This window comes from Fibrella arboris (genome assembly GCF_041321095.1).
Taxonomy (GTDB): domain Bacteria; phylum Bacteroidota; class Bacteroidia; order Cytophagales; family Spirosomataceae; genus Fibrella; species Fibrella arboris.
In genome coordinates this window covers 142,273-158,210 of record NZ_JBGGWE010000014.1, presented here as the reverse complement: position 1 = coordinate 158,210, position 15,938 = coordinate 142,273, and the positions used below count along the sequence as shown (strand labels likewise).

Below are 15,938 nucleotides of genomic sequence, written 5' to 3'. Positions count from 1 at the left end.
GATTAATCCCGCAACTTTAAAAGCTAGCTTTTAAAGTTGCGGGATTAATCGCCTTCTCAAATCTTTCAGGTACGTTACTTACCCCTGCCGCCGCGACGGTTTTGGCCTTTAGGTGCTGCGCCTTTCGTGCGTTTTGTTTCGCTGCCAACTGCTTTTGAGCGACTACCAGACGACGATGTGTTAGCTGCTTTACGACCACGGGCGGCGTTGCGCTGGCTTTGGTCGATTGGGCTATCGGAACGGCGGCTGCGACCTCCACCTGAACGGCTGTCTGAATCGGAGCTGCTTCCTTCCCAACCTGCTTCAGCGGTTTTAGCGTTGTCGCTCAGTAAGGCGAAGTCGATGCTGCGGCGGGCCAGATTGGCTTCCTTCACACGTACCGTTACGGCATCGCCGAAGGTGTACATCTTCTTCGACTTACGGCCGATGATCCGATAGTTGTCTTTGTCGTATTCGTAAAAATCGTCGGTCAGGTCCTGCATACGCACCAAGCCTTCGCAGCTATTTTCGGGGATTTCCACGAAGAAACCGAACTCGGTAACGCCGGCAATGACGCCCGCGAACTCCATGTCTTTCGGCATCCGGCTCATAAACTCCACCTGCTTGTACTTGATGCTGGCGCGTTCGGCCTCGGTAGCCACTTTTTCCCGGTCGGAGGTGTGCTTGCAACGCGCCTCCAGCGTTTCACGGTCAACTGAGCGACCTTTGTTCAGGTAGTGCTGCAACAAGCGGTGCGCCATCATGTCGGGGTAGCGACGGATGGGCGACGTGAAGTGCGAGTACCGGGCGAAGGCCAGGCCAAAGTGGCCCAGGTCCTCAGTGCTATACCGTGCTTTCGACATGGTACGAACGGCCAGTTGCGACAACATCCCCTGTTCGGGTTTACCTTCGATCTGCTCCATGAACCGGTTCATCGACCGCGACAGTTGGGCGTCATCGACGTTCAGTTTGTAGCCCAGCCGACGGGCAAATTCAGAGAAGGTGCGCAGGCGATCTTCGTCGGGTCCCTCGTGGACGCGGTAAACCATCGTGTTGGCTTCGTCACCTTTCGAGAGGCTCATCACAAATTCGGCAACGCGTTTGTTGGCCAGCAACATGAACTCTTCGATCAGCTTGTTGGTATCCTGCCGAATTTTGGGCACCACGGCCAACGGCACACCATTCTCGTCCAGTTTAAACCGAACCTCCGGTGTCTCGAAGTTGATAGCGCCATGCCGGAAGCGGTCGTCGCGCAGTTTGTGGGCCAGCTCATTCAGCAGCGTCAGTTCTTTCACGAAATCACCGGCGCCTTCGTTCAGAATACCCTGTGCCTCTTCATACGAAAACCGTCGATCGGAATGGATAGCTGTCCGGCCAAACCATTCGGTTATCAGCCGCCCTTCGTTGTTCATTTCAAACACGGCCGAAAACGTCAGTTTATCTTCGTTAGGCCGCAGCGAACAAACCCCGTTGGACAGTTTTTCGGGCAACATCGGCACCACCCGATCGACCAGGTAAACGGATGTGGCCCGTTTATAGGCCTCCTCGTCCAGTTCGGTACCGGGTGTGACGTAGTGCGTTACGTCGGCAATGTGTACGCCGATTTCGTAGTTGCCATTATCCAGGTAGTTAACCGACAGGGCATCATCAAAATCTTTCGCATCGACGGGGTCAATGGTGAAGGTAGTCGTGGTGCGGAAATCCCGACGGCGGGCAATCTCGGCCTCATCGATGTCTACCGGGATCTCTTCCGACTCTTTTTCTACTTCGGCCGGAAATTCGACGGGCAGGCCGAACTCAGCCAGGATAGCGTGCATTTCGGTGTTATGATCACCGGCTACGCCCAGGATACTCATGACCTCTCCTTCGAAATAACCATCACGGTCGTCGCTTTCCGGATAGTTCGTCAGGCGAACAATCACCTTCTCGTTTTCCTGCGCACCGCCTAGCTTTTCCGATGGAATCAGAATGTCGTGGTAGATGCGTCGGCTGTCGGGAGCCACCATAAGCTGCTGACCGTGCCGTTCCAACGTACCTACAAGTTCGGGTTTTCCGCGCTCGACAAGGCTCACCACACGGCCAACCAGCCGACGAGCCGTTTGCCGCGTGCCGCGCTGCCGCGAATCGCTGAAAGCAATGACGCGAACCATGTCGCCATCAATAGCCCCGCCGAGGTCTTCGGCCGGAATCCAGATGTCGTTATCCCTGTCGCCGTTGCCGTTCTGGGGCACGATGAACGCAAACTTGACGTTCACGTGCTCGACCTTACCAAGAATGGTATTCTGGTTCTGATTGAACTGAAAGCGGCCATCGGGCAGGCGCGTGAGGCGACCTTCGTCATGGAGTTCACCAATCAGGCCCTGAATCATCAATTTCAGCTTCCGGTCATCCGCGTCGAAGTTCTCGACCACATCCATCGTGCTCCACTGGCCCGTGTTGTTGATCTCGAAAAAAGCCGCAACGTCGTTTTTCAGCTCGTCGATGTAGGAAGTGGCTTGTTTGAAACCAGCCGAACTTGCCGCTCTGACTTCTTTTCCATAATTACCCCGGCGGGTGCTGCTTTTCTGCTGCCCCTGCGCCGATGGTGATTTGGCGTATTTGTTCTGTTTGGGTTTCATTAGGAAGATGGTTTCAGGTTTCAGGTTTCAGGTTTCAAGGGCTCCGCTTAATCACTATTTGGCTGATAAGCGAAGCACTTGAAACCTGAAACTTGAAATCTGAAACTCTAAACATGTAATATGCCTTCCAGCCCGAGCGCGGGTACGTTGACCAGGTGTTGCTCGGTGATGCTGTCGGGCACGAAGATGAATTTTTTGTCGTAAATCTGGTTGCCAACATAATAGCTGACCCAGTATTCATTGTTCAGGTGAAACACATCGGGAATAATGGTTTCGATCAGTTCGTGGGCATTGGGTTCAATGGAGACGAAGAAATGGCGGAGGGTTGCCGTTTTTTGCTCTTCGCCGTCTTTCTCGCCATAGCCACGCGAGGTCACAAACACGGTATGAATGGGTTGCTCATTCTGGTTGATGAGGAACACCTGCCAGTCATACTCGTTAAGCTCATTCAATTTGCGGGCCACAACTACCTGTATGCCCTCAACGGGTAAAAAAGGAATGTCTTTTTTCATTGGAAATTTACCTCGCCCCCAGCCCCTCTCCTGAAAACCGGGAGAGGGGAGCCGCATTACAGTAGCTTCGCTAGGTCACTAAATAGTAAGTTAGCGTAGCTCTTGTAGTGCTGCTCCCCTCCCCTTGATTAAGGGGAGGGGCCGGGGGGTGGGGTCACATTTTCATCTCAAATAAATCAACCAGATGCCGCTGCACGTGTTGGGCTACTTCGGCTACGGGAACCGGATGGCCTAGCTCCTGCTGCATGGAGGTCACGGCTTTGTCGGCGATGCCACAGGGCACAATATGACCAAAATAACGCAGGTCGGTATTCACGTTCAGGGCAAAACCGTGCATCGTTACCCAACGGCTCGCTTTCACACCCATCGCACAAATCTTGCGCTCGCCTTTTTCGTCGTTGAGCCACACGCCGGTCAGCCCCGCTATGCGGCCCGCGCTGATGCCATAGGCACTCAACGTCAGGATGATCGCCTCTTCCAGTAACCGCATGTAGCGGTGAATGTCGGTGAAAAAATTATCCAGGTCCAGAATAGGATACCCCACCAGTTGGCCGGGACCGTGGTAGGTGATATCGCCACCCCGATTGATGCGGTGATACGTGGCCCCAATCTGCTTCAGAAACTCATCGTTGGCCAGCAAATGACTTTCATGCCCGCTTTTTCCGAGCGTATACACGTGGGGGTGTTCGCAGAAGAGCAGGTAGTTGGGCGTCGGCTGCTGCTCGTCGGGCGGGAGTTGCCGGTTGGCGATCTTCACCGCGACGGTATCGGCGAAGAGGCGTTCCTGCTCATCCCAGGCGGTCTGATACTCGATCAGGCCGAGGTCGCGGACGGTCACTGATTTGTTCTGAAGCGTAGTGGTACTCATTGTATAAATACAACACGCTGAGGCGGTAAGGGGTTCAGCTACATCTTCTGCCAGAACGCGGCGGCTTCCATGAGCCAGGCAATGCCGATATGGATGAACAAACCACCCCAGATGCTTCGGGTAGAGAGGGCCAATACACCTAGGATGTAGCCGCCGAACAGGGACGAGACAGTTTCGCCCACGGGTCGGCCGAAGTGGATGGTGGCGTACCAGACGATCATGGGCAAAACAGGGCCGGGACTACCCAGAGCCGACCACGATGCGCCGGATTCAGGTACGTTCCGTTGCAGGATCCGGCTGAGGCCGATGACCAGAAAGCCGCGAAAAAGGAGTTCGGTAGGTACGAAATCCCAGCCGTAGGCCAGTTCATAGCCCAGGGCCGTCACCCACTCAGGTACGTTCAGCAGTGTATGCGCACCGGTATTCCGGTAGGTCGGGTACGATTGCAGGAAATCGGGCTGAAACGAGGCGTAGATGATAATGGGCACCATCAGCCCTAACAGGGTTAGGTAAACAAGCAGGCCTTTTCGTTTCGGCTGCATCCCATAAAAGCCGTTGGCGGGTTTATCGATGAGCAGGTAATACAGCGCCAGCGGCAAAACAATAGTGAACAGGGAGTGTACATTACCCAGCACTTTGAACACGTACACATACAGGCCAAAATCAGGAAAACGCGCCTGCGCCCAGTCGGAATAGGCAATGAACCCCGCGTAATACGAATAGGCTACGAGCGCTACCAGTGTATGCAACCAGAACCGACGAGTGTACCAGATGTCATGGCGGTGGTGACACATACTCCAGATGCCGAATGCGCCGAAATAGGCCGTGGCGTACATCCCGAAATACCAGACCGGCCGCCAGGGACTGTAGGGTTGCCTGTCGATAAAGCCCGTTTCAACGCTGAACGTGTAGTTGATGGCGATCAACAGGCCTACCCACAAGGCAGTTCCGAGATACAAACCGGGCTTGAAATCGGCCCGCAGGTAAGCACGTATGTCCCGGAGAAGCTCTTTCATAAAAAAGAGTTTACAGTTTACTGTTGCTCCGCTAGCGAACAATACGTGCCTTGGCGAAGCAACAGCAAACAGTAAACAGAAGACAGTAAACGGTAAACAGCAAACGGTAAACTGTTAAATAATGCCAAATCCCACTTTTCCCGTTGCTTTCTCCATCAGCCCTTCAATATGCAACCGGAAATTGATTTCGGCCTGCTCCTGCTGTTCGGGCGGCCAGCTGCGCTCAACGGCCAGCAGGCTGGCGGTGGTGGGGATGGCTTCCAGCGTGGCTTTCCAGTCGATGAGGCCGAGACGGATGCGACGCATCAGTACGTCGGGCAGGGTTTGGGCCATTTCGGTACGGGCGGCGTAGATGACTTCGGCCTGAATGAAGGGGTGACCAGCCGCCAGCCGGGTTAGCCAGTCGGGTTCTTCGCGGAGAAGGCGCAGCACATTCAGCGCATCGGTACCATACGTGTCGGCCAGATGGTCGAGCACATCGGCGGGGTATTCAGGGTAACTTTCGGTCAGGTGCTGGCGGTACTTGTGGTTATACCCCTCGGCTCCCTGCAACAACAACGTTTCTGTCTGGCAGGGCGGTACTGTGCCAAGAAGTTTGCAACAGGTATCAACCGTCTCCTGTGCCATCAGCCGGTAGGTTGTCCATTTACCACCCATGATGCTGACCAGACCTGACGTTTGGTCGATCTCCACTTCATGATCCCGCACCAGCGATTGACTGGCGGCATTGGGGTCGGCCTGCAGTAGCGGACGCAGACCGGCGAAACCACCCGTCAGCGATTCCAGCGAAACGGGCTCTTTCAGGTAGTGATTGACGTGGTCGAGCAGGTAGGTGGCCTCATCGGGAAGTAGCGCAGGTACGTCGGTGGGATCGGCTTCGGTGTCGGTGGTCCCGATGAGCCACTGGCCCCGCCACGGAATGGCAAAGAGCACGCGGCCATCTTTTGTTTTCGGTACCAGCAACGCGGCCGGATCAGTTTGCCCATCGGCCGTGGGCAGGGCAGAGCCCGTCAAAACCACGTGGGCTCCTTTACTGGCCCGCATCCTGACGCCCTGCTTTCCGTTGGCGCCCTGCCGAATGGCATCGGCCCGCGTTCCGGTAGCGTTCACAAAGACACGGGCGTTTACCGGGAAGCGATTGTTGGTCAGTTTATCAAGCACCTCAACGGCAGCTATTTTCCCAGTAGCATCGGTGGTCATTCGTTCGACCAGCACGTGGTTGGCCACCGCCGCACCGTTGGCCGCAGCCGTTTGCACCAGGCTTAGATTCAGCCGCACATCATCGAACTGCCCGTCGTAGTACATCACCGCGCTATGCAGTTTCTCTGGATCGAAGGCTGGAAAATGACGCAACGTGCTCGCTTTATTGAGCCAGCGACTGGGCGCCATGCGGCGGCTTCCGGCCAGCAAATCATAGAGTTTCAGACCAATGGCATAGTAAGCGCCCTCGATCAGGTTATTTACAGGCGTGAGCAGCGCCAGCGGATGGCAGAGGTGCGGGGCAATGTGCAGCAGCGTCCGGCGTTCGTGCAGTGCTTTCCTGACCAGTGCTAACTGTTTGGGATCAAACGTTTTTACGGCCTGTTCCAGGTAACGTACCCCGCCATGCACCAGTTTGGTCGACGTACCTGACGTACCCGCGCCGAAATCATCGGCTTCGAGCAGGGCTACGCGCAGGCCACGACTGGCGGCATCAACAGCACAACCTGCGCCTGATGCGCCCGCACCAATGATACAAATGTCGAATGCGTCGGATTGCAGCCGGGCGAGGTTGGTAGAACGGTTCATTTCTTCTCGTATTTCTTAGGGGCATAAAGAAACCCAAAGGCTTCAGCCCCTTCGCGGGTGTGTACCTTATGGTGCACATAATGCGCCCGCATGATCCGCAGCAGATACGGGTTTGTTGGTTTGACGCTAACCTTGATTCGTCGGTGTACGATCACATCATGGAAAACGAAATAACCGATTCCGTAGAGCGTTACCCCCGCCGCAATGGGCGCCAGAAACCACAACGACGGTATGCCAAGCCCGGCAACAAACAGGCCAACGGCCACCCCGCTGAACAAGACGCTGAAGAGGTCGTTCACTTCAAAAAACCCTTTATGCGCGTTGTGGTGCGAGTGGTGCCAGTTCCACATGATACCGTGCATGATGTACTTGTGCGTGAGCCAGGCAACCCCTTCCATGGTAACCAGAGTGACTAAGGCAATGGCAACGTTTATGAGCATTTTTGCGTTTATAAAGTAATCGCGTTCGGGATAGATAACGGCCAGTACGACCGAAAAGTTGACAGCTAGTCAGCTATTAAGGTAAGCATAAAATAAGGTGCAGCCGCCGACCGCTTGCAAATTCGGTTGTTGGTTGTACATTTAGGTGTGATCGAAACGCATCATGGTGGGCAGATCAAGTACAGACTATAAAATGCTCAAAGAACTGGTTCGCCGGGGAGAGGGGCATTCGCTTGAGTTCAAACTCAAGACCAATCATCCCGAGAAAATTGTTCGGGAGATCGTAGCGTTCGCCAACACCGACGGCGGCACGCTCCTGATCGGTGTCGGCGACGACGGCACCATTCCGGGCCTCAAATACGCCGACGAAGACGAGTACCTGCTCGTTCGGGCGATCGAGAAGTTCTGTTTCCCGGCTATCCACTACACGCTCGAGCGCATTCCGCTCCACGATGAGCGCGAGGTGCTCTTGTTCCGCATTCCACGCAGCCCGAACCGGCCGCATTACGTCCTCCCCGATCCGACTGACCCCGAGAACAAGAAGGTCTACGTGCGGGTGGCCGACAAATCGGTGCAGGCGAGCAAAGAAGTGCGGGAAATCATGAAAGGCGAACGCGCCGACCGCAACGTGCGCTTCACGTATGGCGACAAAGAGCGGGTGCTGATGAACCACCTCGGCCAGAACACGTCGATTACCGTCGATGCCTTTGCCATGCTGGCCAATATTCCCCGAAAAATCGCCTCGCGCACGTTAGTGCTCCTGGTGCTGGCCAACGTACTCGATATTCATCCCAGCGACGTCATGGACAAATACACGACCAAACTGGTCATGTAAATGGAGGTACATTGCTGAGTAGAGAAAAGGGTCGCCCGGCTAGCCGGGCGACCCTTTTCTCTGTTAGTTATCCCGAACGTATCCGGTCCCGTAAACGATCAGCTTAGCTTAAACACCCAAACGGCCTGACTGGCTACTTGCTGCCGTATCTTCTCAGGTACGTCTACCAGAATACCTCCGTCTACCTTTTTCCACTTGAGGGCCTGTTTAGTCCCCAGCAACGTCAGCGTTTTTGTGGGTGTCAGCGGTAACATGATACTGGCGGGCAACTGCGTTTCCGTCTCAGCAGGCAGATAGGATGCGTACCGAACGTCGCCCTTTGCGGTGAATGCCCATTTGTCCTGCCGGTAGGGAGCCAATGGTTTCGTACCGTAAACCGACTCGCCATTTACCTGCATCCAGTTGCCAATCTGCGTCAGGCGCTGGTACGCTTCTTCGTGCCATTCGCCATCGGGGCCGGGAGCAATGTTCAGGAGCATATTGCCATTTTTAGCGACCACATCGACCAGTATCTGCACTAGTTTGCGGGCCGACTTGAAGTTCTCTTTCGGAATGTAGGACCAGCTGTCGCCCATGGTCAGGCAGGTTTCCCAGGGAATAGGCATGTAGTGGTCGGGGATCTGCTGCTCCGGTGTCACGTAGTTTTCAAACTCACCCGAAACGGTGCGGTCAACGACCAGGAGGCCGGGCTGTTTCTGCCGGGCCATTCCCGCAATCCGCGCCATCTCGATATCCTGATCGAAGGGGATAGTGCGTTGCCAGCTAACGGTCGGGTCGATAGTGCTAAAGGGACGTACCCAGCCGCCGTCGAGCCATAAGATGTCTACCCTGCCATAGTCGGTCATCAGCTCCTGAATCTGGTTGAAGGTAAAGTCTTTGAACTTCGCCCATTCAGCCGGGTACTTCTTGGGATCGTAGTTGACATTACGATCTTTGGGCGGGAAGTAGGGTTTCCAGTAGTGTTCGGTATGCCAGTCGGGCTTCGAGAAATACGTACCCACCAGGAAGTCTTTGCCGCGAAACGCCTGCAGGATCTCCTTCGTTACGTTGCTGCGGGGATTGGTCGAAAACGGGGTTTTCGAGCTGGTGATCTTATAGTCGGTCTGCCTGGTATCGAACATGCAGAACCCGTCGTGGTGTTTCGTGGTAAAGATCATGTATTTCATACCGGCTTTCTGAGCGGCATCGGCCCATCGGTCGGGATTGAACTTTACGGGATTGAATGTTGTCTGAAGCGCTTCGTATCCTTTTTTGTACTCGTACCAGTTGCCGGCGGTCGGGCCTTTGCGTTCGCACCAGCCTTCATCTTCCGGGCAAAGCGACCACGATTCCACAATGCCCCGTTCGCTGTACGTGCCCCAGTGCATCAGCAGGCCGAACTTTACATGCTGCCACTGATCAAGCTTTTGCCGGACGGCCGCGTCTTTGGGCCAGATGTAGTTGCTATGGTTCTGCTCCGAATGCTGCTGACCCAAGGCGTTTGTCGACAGCAGGGTAGCCATAGCGATTGCCAGGTACGTTGATTTCATGGGTAGATGCCAATGAGTAGGTTGTCATGGAATCTGTTCATTCTCGAGCAGATTCTGAAGGGCGTAGGCATGGGTACCGTAAAGCTTTGCCATTTCGCCCAGTTTTGATAATTCGGTGGTCAGGTTGTCGCGGTAGCTGGGGAGGCAGTATTTGGCCAGCGCCTGTTCAACGGGAAGCGTGATGGCCTCGGCCGCCTTTGCCAATACACCATTTACAATAATCAGTTCAGGGTTAAACAGGTGAACAGCCGTGGCGAGCCCTCTACCCAGTTCGCTGCCCGCTTCGCTGAGCAGATCAATGCAAAACGCATCGCCCAACGTAGCCTTTTCAATGATTGCCTCAATGGTCACGTTCTCAATGCCCTCATTCGCCAGCATCGATACCTGGCCCTGGGCCATCCCGAGCTGGGCGCGTCGGATCAGCGACGAGGCCGAGGTCAGCGTATCGAGGCAGCCCACCTTTCCGCAGGTGCACAGTTCGCCATCCGTTTTCATCTGAATGTGGCCCAACTCGCCCGCAAAGCCGGCGGTGCCCTGCAAAATATCACCGTTGATCACCACACCGAGGCCCACCCCCCAGTCGATGTTGATCGACAGTACGTGCTTTTTACCCTGAGCCAGCCCAAATTTATATTCGCCAAAAATGGTGGCTTTCGTATCGTTGATCAGGTAAACGGGGGCACTGAAGAGAGTTTCCAGCAGCGAACCCAGCGAATGACCCGGCTGATTGAGCTCGGTGTGGGTGAAATTCAGCCCCAGCTGCGGATTGACCAGCCCTGGCATTGTGGCCCCGATGCCAATTACCGTCAGTTTTTTGGCGTACAGCTGTTGGGCAAGCTGGCGTAGCGGTTCGCGCAACTCATCCGTGAAGGAGGGCGAGTCTCCCAGCTTAAGCGATAAGTCGACCCGATGGCGTACCTGGTTAGTCAGGTCGAAGACGAGCAGTTTCGTGTCATGGACGTTTATATCGACAACCACAGTTACGTAATAAGCTGGATTCAGGGCGAAAAGAGACGGTTTTCGACCCAGTTGCGCCACACCTGTGCCAATACCCCGTACCCATTTGGTAGCAATGAGCTCATCAATAAGGGCAGTAATAGACGGCACGCTACTATGAAGTGCGCTGGCCAACTGGGCAATCGTTCGTGATTCGGCCTGATACAGATCAGCTATAATCGCTCGTTTTAATTTGTTCTTCTTCGTATCAATTACGGAGATGACAGCATGGTCATGCATGAGAATGTAGTCGCTCCAGAACCTACCGGGTGCTCCCAGTCAATTCCTGATTAGTATGAATGGTGTTACCAAAAAAACAAGTAACTGGCTGTTAATCAGAAACTTTCAGAACAGCAACGAATAGGTCAATGCCTCACTATATCGCTCTGGCATACAGGCAGGGCATTTCCCCGCTATACAAATCATTGTTGGCCAAGCAGTTACTTATCCCACTCTTATTTCTGTATAGCTGCTTTTGCCGGGCCGCCGCCTTCTTATCGCCCTGTTGGTAGCAATCCTAATCGGTTCAGCACAAACTGGCCAACCTGCTCACCCTGTTGCATACCGTTTTCGATGGAATCGCGAAAGTGGATGCCGCCATATAAGCGGGAGATGGCCGCTTCGCGAGCCGCGTGCTTTACAGACAGATAGGGTCGGGCGGCTACGCCAAATTCTACTTCTACGGTATCAACGTACCCGATAGGCTTGCCTGCCAGTGCTGTCAGCACGGTAGCCACTGCCTGCGACGCCACACTGTGCCCGCTGGTATATTCGGGAAACGGCGGCGTTTGCAGGAGCGGTCGCCAGGCACGATCGAGGTGCTGATTGATGTACGTTTCGGGACGAATGCGGTTGCTGTAGTATTTCTCCTCCCAGCAGGAAATAAAGGCATCGGCCATGGTGAGGCTGACCAGCGCATGCCAGCGAACCGTTTCGGCCAACGACAGATTCTGTTGCTGGCTGATCAGACTGGTAATGCCCATCCAATGGCCACTGGGCGATATTTTCTTGGTACCGAAGCTTATGTGTCCTTTCTGATTCAGAAAAAATGGGTTACAGTCCCAGAAGTTGGCGATGTGCTGCTGTTCGGCCGTCAGCACCCGGCAGGTATCGTACACCTCCTTTGCCTGTCGGAAAAAAGCTGACTCTTTCTGCTCGCTGTACGGAATGGGACGCGCCGGGCGGAACTGAGCAGCGCTATCGAGCAGAAAGGGCCGCAGCGTGCTCCAGTACGGTTCGTAACTCTCGGAATACGCTGGTGGTGTGGGTTGCCAGGCACCCGGTTTTTCGTCGGGGGTGAACCGCAGATACCCGCTTGTTTTCACGTACCCATCAGCCGCTGCATATTTCAGGATTCGTTTTACCAGGCTGTCGGCGTAGGCCCGTGTAGCCGTTATCTGCTCATGGCTCAGTGGCGAACCAGCCTTGATGAGCTCGTTACGAGCGGCTTCGAGCAGATAGCCCGAAGGCAGCATTTCTTCGCCCATTCGTAGCAGCGCATACTGAGCGCCAAAGTCAACATCAATAGCCGGGTTCGGAACCGGGGCGTCGGGCAGTTTATAGGCGCGCAACTTGCCGGTCAGGGCAACGTACCCGGCCGGATGCTGCTGCCGGTACATCAACTCGTAGGCGGCCAGGTTAGCATAGGCGTAGTAGCGGGCGGCAGCGCAGGGACCAATCACGTCGGTCACCATCACGTCGGTCAGCTTCTTCAGCGACTGCGTGTAGGCCACCGCCGATGGTGGGCGGGCCGGTTGCGTGGCCTGGCTCAACCCGGTCAGGCGGCACAGCAGCAGCATAAGCAGGAGTGATCGATTCATAGTAGTAGACTATTCAGCTTTGTTCTGTCGTATCGAAGTAGGGTTAGTGTGGTGATACGCGAAGCAATACAGTAAAAACGCTATTCATACATCACATCACTTTGTCTTTCGGTACACCTGAATTGTATTGTTGTTGCGGCCGAACAGAATTTGCTGCCCGTTGCCTTCCCCCAGTATCAGCACGTCGCGCACGTCACCCTGCACGGTAAAGCCCGACAGCGTTTGCGGAACGTACCTGAACTGATTTTTTCCTTCGTTGCGGAATAGCTGCCCATAGTTGGCATCCATTTTCCCGATCTTGATACGCGTGTTCGACTGGTTACCGGCCAGTAGCAGATCGGTTTGCCCGTCATTGTCGGCATCGAGCAGGGCAATGGCATAGATGGGCGCAAACTGCGCCTCAACGGGTAACTCGTGCCAGTCGAATGTGCCGCCGCGATTTTCCAGGATGCCAGATGCAAACTGGGTAGCCTGCAAGGTGTCGGCCTGCTTCAGTTGTTCGGCCGACAGGATATCGCCCAGACCCGCCTCGGCATAGGCCTGGTAGGATGTAAATTTCCGCCGGAGCGAGAACAGCTGATTCAGGGCTTCGTCGCGGGTAGCCAGCGGGGCGGGTTTCCCCTGGATGTAGTAGGTCAGGAAGGGGTCGAGCGATTCGTTCTGGTCGAAATCGGCGTAGGTGACCTGAACGGGTTCGCGCTCGGTAGGTTTCATCTGGCAGTTCCGTCCAAAATTACCCAGCACCAGATCCTCATCGCCATCACCGTCGAGGTCGGCTTTTTCGACCCGGTTCCACCAGCCAGCCGGGGCCAGCGTTACGGGCGTTGTCAGGTGCTTTCCCTGTTCATTTTTCAGCCAAAGTACGGGCATCCACTCGCCAACCAGCACCAGATCATCCCAGCCATCTTTGTCTGAATCCATCGCTACTGCGTCGGTCACCAGGCCAACGTTGGTCAGGAACGGGGCCAGTTGAGCCGTGGCGTCCGTGAAATTGCCTTTTCCGTCGTTGGTCAGGATCCGGCTGCTGACCGGCTCCGGGTAACGCCCCGGCCGTACGCGACCGCCCACAAACAGGTCCAGATCGCCGTCTTTATCCAGATCTAACGCGACCACGCAGGCATCGCTGATGCGGTCGCCGGGAAGTCCTTCCGACCGGGTGAAGTTTCCCCTTCCGTCGTTCAGGTAAAGCCGGTCCTGAAGCAGCAGGTCGTCGGGCAGGTAGGCATACCCGCCGCTGACCACATACAAATCCTGATCGCCATCACCATCGGCATCGAAAAACAGGGCATCGGTATCTTCGCAAAGCTTATCGGCCACAAAGGCGGGTTGCTGCGTCGGTTGCCAGGAGCCATCCGCTTTTCCCAGCAGCAACGTACCGGACTGCCCTTTGGCACCGGGCAGGTACAAGTCTGTGCGCTTATCTCCGTTTACGTCGGCCCTGGCCATGTGCGGCCCCTGATTCGACAGCATGGTAGGCATCAGCGGCTGCCGTTTGAAATCGTTGTAGACGTCTTCGCGGTGGCGGTAGGGCAACGAATCCTGTTGAGCTTCGGCAAAAAAGGGCCGGGTCGGTTTCGCCCATGAATACGTATCCGAGGCCGATTCGGGCTGCACGATGAGCCGTTGATCAGCCTTCACCTGCCGGATCAGCTGCGTTTTATTGGTTGGCCACACAATCCGCAGGCTATCAACTACGGTTTGTTTGCCCAGCCCGAAGTGCAACGGCGTGTACATACCCGACTGAAAACCCCGCGACGGATTGAATTCCTGGTATTGCTGCATGCCCGCCGAATACACCCAAACCTTGGCGCCCACGGCCTGGGTAGCCGAGTTCTTGCCAAATTGGACGGTCAGGTAATGTTGTTTGGGGGTATCATTCCGGTAAATGGAGGCAGGTACGTTGACGTTGTTGGTGATGATCTCCAGGTCACCGTCACCGTCCAGGTCAGCATATACCGCTCCGTTCGACAAAACGGGCTGATCGAATCCCCAGTCGCGGACTTTGTTGTCGAAGGTGAGTTTACCAGAATTTCGGAAAATGTAGTTCCTGGTGGCCGAAGACGGCATCTGCTTCAGCATATCCATCATGGCCGTCGGGTTACCTTTCGACGCCTTCAACTGGGCATCGGCGTAGAACTTCATGAAGTCCATGTTGGTATAGTCGCGGAGGTAGCCGTTGGTCACGAAGAGGTCTTTCCAGCCGTCGTTATCAAAGTCGGCGACGAGGGGTGTCCAGCTCCAGTCGGTGTTGGAAATGCCCGCCAGCTGGCCAATTTCGCTGAACGTAGGTACGTTCACCCCTGCCGTTTTCAGGCCAGTGTTGCCGTTGTTGAGCTGGAGCATGTTGCGCATCAACTGGTGCGAGAACCCGTTGCGCAGCATGTTCTGGTAATTTTCGTAGTTCTCGGGGCCGTAGAGCAGTTTCTGCCGCCGGTTGTCTTCGGGCAGCATATCGAGCGTGAAGATGTCGGGCCAGCCGTCGTTGTTCATATCGACCACTTCGTTGCCCATCGAGAAGTAGCTCAGGTGCCCAACCGCCTCGTCGAGCTGGTCGATAAAATGGCCGTGGCCGTCGTTCAGGTAGAGATAATCCTGTTCAATGTAATCATTGGACACGTAGAGGTCGGGCCAGCCGTCGAGGTTAATGTCGGCGACGGCCACCCCCAGGCCAAAGCCAATGGGGTTGCCTTTGATGCCGGCGGCTTCGCTCACGTCGACAAACCTGTTGTTGTCGTTCCGCAGCAGTTTATCGCCGGCCAATTCATCGCGCATGGCTTTGGTCAGCGCCGCGTCGAATCGTTTGAAATCCTTGATGTTGTGGTTCAGGAGGAAGCAATCCAGATCGCCGTCTTTATCATAGTCGAAGAAAGCGGCCTGTGTGGTGTAGGCGGGCGAATCGAGCCCGTACTGAGCAGCGCGTTCGGTAAACGTTAGCTGCCCTTTTTTAGCGAGGTGATTGTTGATGTAAAGTCGGTTCCGGCGGGTGTCAGGTTCGCCGTTTCCCGAATAACAGACATAGATATCGAGCCAGCCGTCGCGGTTAATGTCAACGAGGGTCACGCCGGTTTTCCAGCCGGTGCCCTGCCCAACGCCAGCCGACTTGGTAATATCGGTAAAGGTTAAATTGCCCTTGTTGAGGTACAGGCGATCCGGCGTCATGTTGCCGGTGAAATACAGATCGGGCAATCCGTCATTGTTCAGATCACCCACGGCCACGCCACCGCCATTGTAGAAGTATTCGTAGGCCAGCACATTCTGCTCTTCCGTTTCAGTCAGTTGGTTCGTGAACTGAACGCCCGTTTTATCGGCCCCCAGGCGGGTAAATTGCCCCTTCACGGCAACCGGCAGGCTCATGCCTGTTACCCAAAGCAGCAGTAACCAGCAAAGACGTAGTTGACGAGTGTGATGCATCTTTTATGGTTACGGGTTAGCAAATCACGCTGACGATTGGTGATTTACTAACCCGTAATTTAACGTGAGATACGGATGGATAATTCTCTACGGCGCGAAAGCAACGCGCTAACTACCAATTATCCC

General features: G+C 55.2%; 11 protein-coding genes. 1 reads left to right on the top strand and 10 read right to left on the bottom strand.

The window, feature by feature from the left end; all coding sequences use genetic code 11:
• Positions 1-74: 74 nt before the first annotated feature.
• The 6 genes from rnr to ACAW75_RS21550 all read right to left on the bottom strand — a co-directional run bounded on the left by rnr (position 75) and on the right by ACAW75_RS21550 (position 7,221).
• The gene (gene rnr, locus ACAW75_RS21575) at positions 75-2,597 is read right to left on the bottom strand and encodes a ribonuclease R (RefSeq protein ID WP_370730830.1); all 2,523 of its coding nucleotides are present in this window, start codon (positions 2,595-2,597) and stop codon (positions 75-77) included.
• Positions 2,598-2,704: 107 nt separating this feature from the next.
• On the bottom strand, positions 2,705-3,109 hold the full coding sequence (locus tag ACAW75_RS21570; RefSeq protein ID WP_370730829.1) for a hypothetical protein: 405 nt from the start codon (positions 3,107-3,109) through the stop codon (positions 2,705-2,707).
• A gap of 154 nt (positions 3,110-3,263) precedes the next feature.
• Entirely contained in the window at positions 3,264-3,977 is a 714-nt protein-coding gene (lipB, locus tag ACAW75_RS21565; protein WP_370730827.1) for a lipoyl(octanoyl) transferase LipB, read from the bottom strand.
• A gap of 38 nt (positions 3,978-4,015) precedes the next feature.
• Positions 4,016-4,993: a CPBP family glutamic-type intramembrane protease gene (locus ACAW75_RS21560; protein ID WP_370730826.1), complete on the bottom strand. Its 978-nt coding sequence runs from the start codon at positions 4,991-4,993 to the stop codon at positions 4,016-4,018.
• 114 nt (positions 4,994-5,107) lie between these two features.
• Positions 5,108-6,781: a glycerol-3-phosphate dehydrogenase/oxidase gene (locus ACAW75_RS21555; RefSeq protein ID WP_370730825.1), complete on the bottom strand. Its 1,674-nt coding sequence runs from the start codon at positions 6,779-6,781 to the stop codon at positions 5,108-5,110.
• On the bottom strand, positions 6,778-7,221 hold the full coding sequence (locus ACAW75_RS21550; protein WP_370730824.1) for a sterol desaturase family protein: 444 nt from the start codon (positions 7,219-7,221) through the stop codon (positions 6,778-6,780). Before ACAW75_RS21550 ends, ACAW75_RS21555 begins: the two co-directional genes overlap by 4 nt.
• A 193-nt stretch (positions 7,222-7,414) precedes the next feature.
• On the opposite strand from ACAW75_RS21550, the gene ACAW75_RS21545 reads away from it, so the two are divergent.
• The gene (locus ACAW75_RS21545; RefSeq protein ID WP_370730823.1) at positions 7,415-8,056 is read left to right on the top strand and encodes an AlbA family DNA-binding domain-containing protein; all 642 of its coding nucleotides are present in this window, start codon (positions 7,415-7,417) and stop codon (positions 8,054-8,056) included.
• A 98-nt stretch (positions 8,057-8,154) separates the two neighbouring features.
• On the opposite strand, the gene ACAW75_RS21540 is transcribed toward ACAW75_RS21545, so the two are convergent.
• The 4 genes from ACAW75_RS21540 to ACAW75_RS21525 all read right to left on the bottom strand — a co-directional run bounded on the left by ACAW75_RS21540 (position 8,155) and on the right by ACAW75_RS21525 (position 15,812).
• Positions 8,155-9,585: an alpha-L-fucosidase gene (locus tag ACAW75_RS21540; protein ID WP_370730822.1), complete on the bottom strand. Its 1,431-nt coding sequence runs from the start codon at positions 9,583-9,585 to the stop codon at positions 8,155-8,157.
• Positions 9,586-9,609: 24 nt separating this feature from the next.
• A complete protein-coding gene (locus tag ACAW75_RS21535) occupies positions 9,610-10,821 on the bottom strand; it encodes an ROK family transcriptional regulator (RefSeq protein ID WP_370730821.1) in 1,212 nt (403 codons plus the stop codon).
• Between the two features lie 254 nt (positions 10,822-11,075).
• The gene (locus tag ACAW75_RS21530) at positions 11,076-12,401 is read right to left on the bottom strand and encodes a vanadium-dependent haloperoxidase (protein ID WP_370730820.1); all 1,326 of its coding nucleotides are present in this window, start codon (positions 12,399-12,401) and stop codon (positions 11,076-11,078) included.
• Positions 12,402-12,497: 96 nt separating this feature from the next.
• Positions 12,498-15,812 (bottom strand): CRTAC1 family protein, encoded by a 3,315-nt coding sequence (locus ACAW75_RS21525; RefSeq protein WP_370730819.1) that lies wholly within the window; start codon positions 15,810-15,812, stop codon positions 12,498-12,500.
• Positions 15,813-15,938 lie beyond the last annotated feature (126 nt).

Excerpts from the sequence above, each read along its gene's own strand:
- rnr (WP_370730830.1), bottom strand. The coding sequence starts at position 2,597 with ATGAAACCCAAACAGAACAAATACGCCAAATCACCATCGGCGCAGGGG.
- ACAW75_RS21570 (WP_370730829.1), bottom strand. The coding sequence starts at position 3,109 with ATGAAAAAAGACATTCCTTTTTTACCCGTTGAGGGCATACAGGTAGTT.
- lipB (WP_370730827.1), bottom strand. The coding sequence starts at position 3,977 with ATGAGTACCACTACGCTTCAGAACAAATCAGTGACCGTCCGCGACCTC.
- ACAW75_RS21560 (WP_370730826.1), bottom strand. The coding sequence starts at position 4,993 with ATGAAAGAGCTTCTCCGGGACATACGTGCTTACCTGCGGGCCGATTTC.
- ACAW75_RS21555 (WP_370730825.1), bottom strand. The coding sequence starts at position 6,781 with ATGAACCGTTCTACCAACCTCGCCCGGCTGCAATCCGACGCATTCGAC.
- ACAW75_RS21550 (WP_370730824.1), bottom strand. The coding sequence starts at position 7,221 with ATGCTCATAAACGTTGCCATTGCCTTAGTCACTCTGGTTACCATGGAA.
- ACAW75_RS21545 (WP_370730823.1), top strand. The coding sequence starts at position 7,415 with ATGCTCAAAGAACTGGTTCGCCGGGGAGAGGGGCATTCGCTTGAGTTC.
- ACAW75_RS21540 (WP_370730822.1), bottom strand. The coding sequence starts at position 9,585 with ATGAAATCAACGTACCTGGCAATCGCTATGGCTACCCTGCTGTCGACA.
- ACAW75_RS21535 (WP_370730821.1), bottom strand. The coding sequence starts at position 10,821 with ATGCATGACCATGCTGTCATCTCCGTAATTGATACGAAGAAGAACAAA.
- ACAW75_RS21530 (WP_370730820.1), bottom strand. The coding sequence starts at position 12,401 with ATGAATCGATCACTCCTGCTTATGCTGCTGCTGTGCCGCCTGACCGGG.
- ACAW75_RS21525 (WP_370730819.1), bottom strand. The coding sequence starts at position 15,812 with ATGCATCACACTCGTCAACTACGTCTTTGCTGGTTACTGCTGCTTTGG.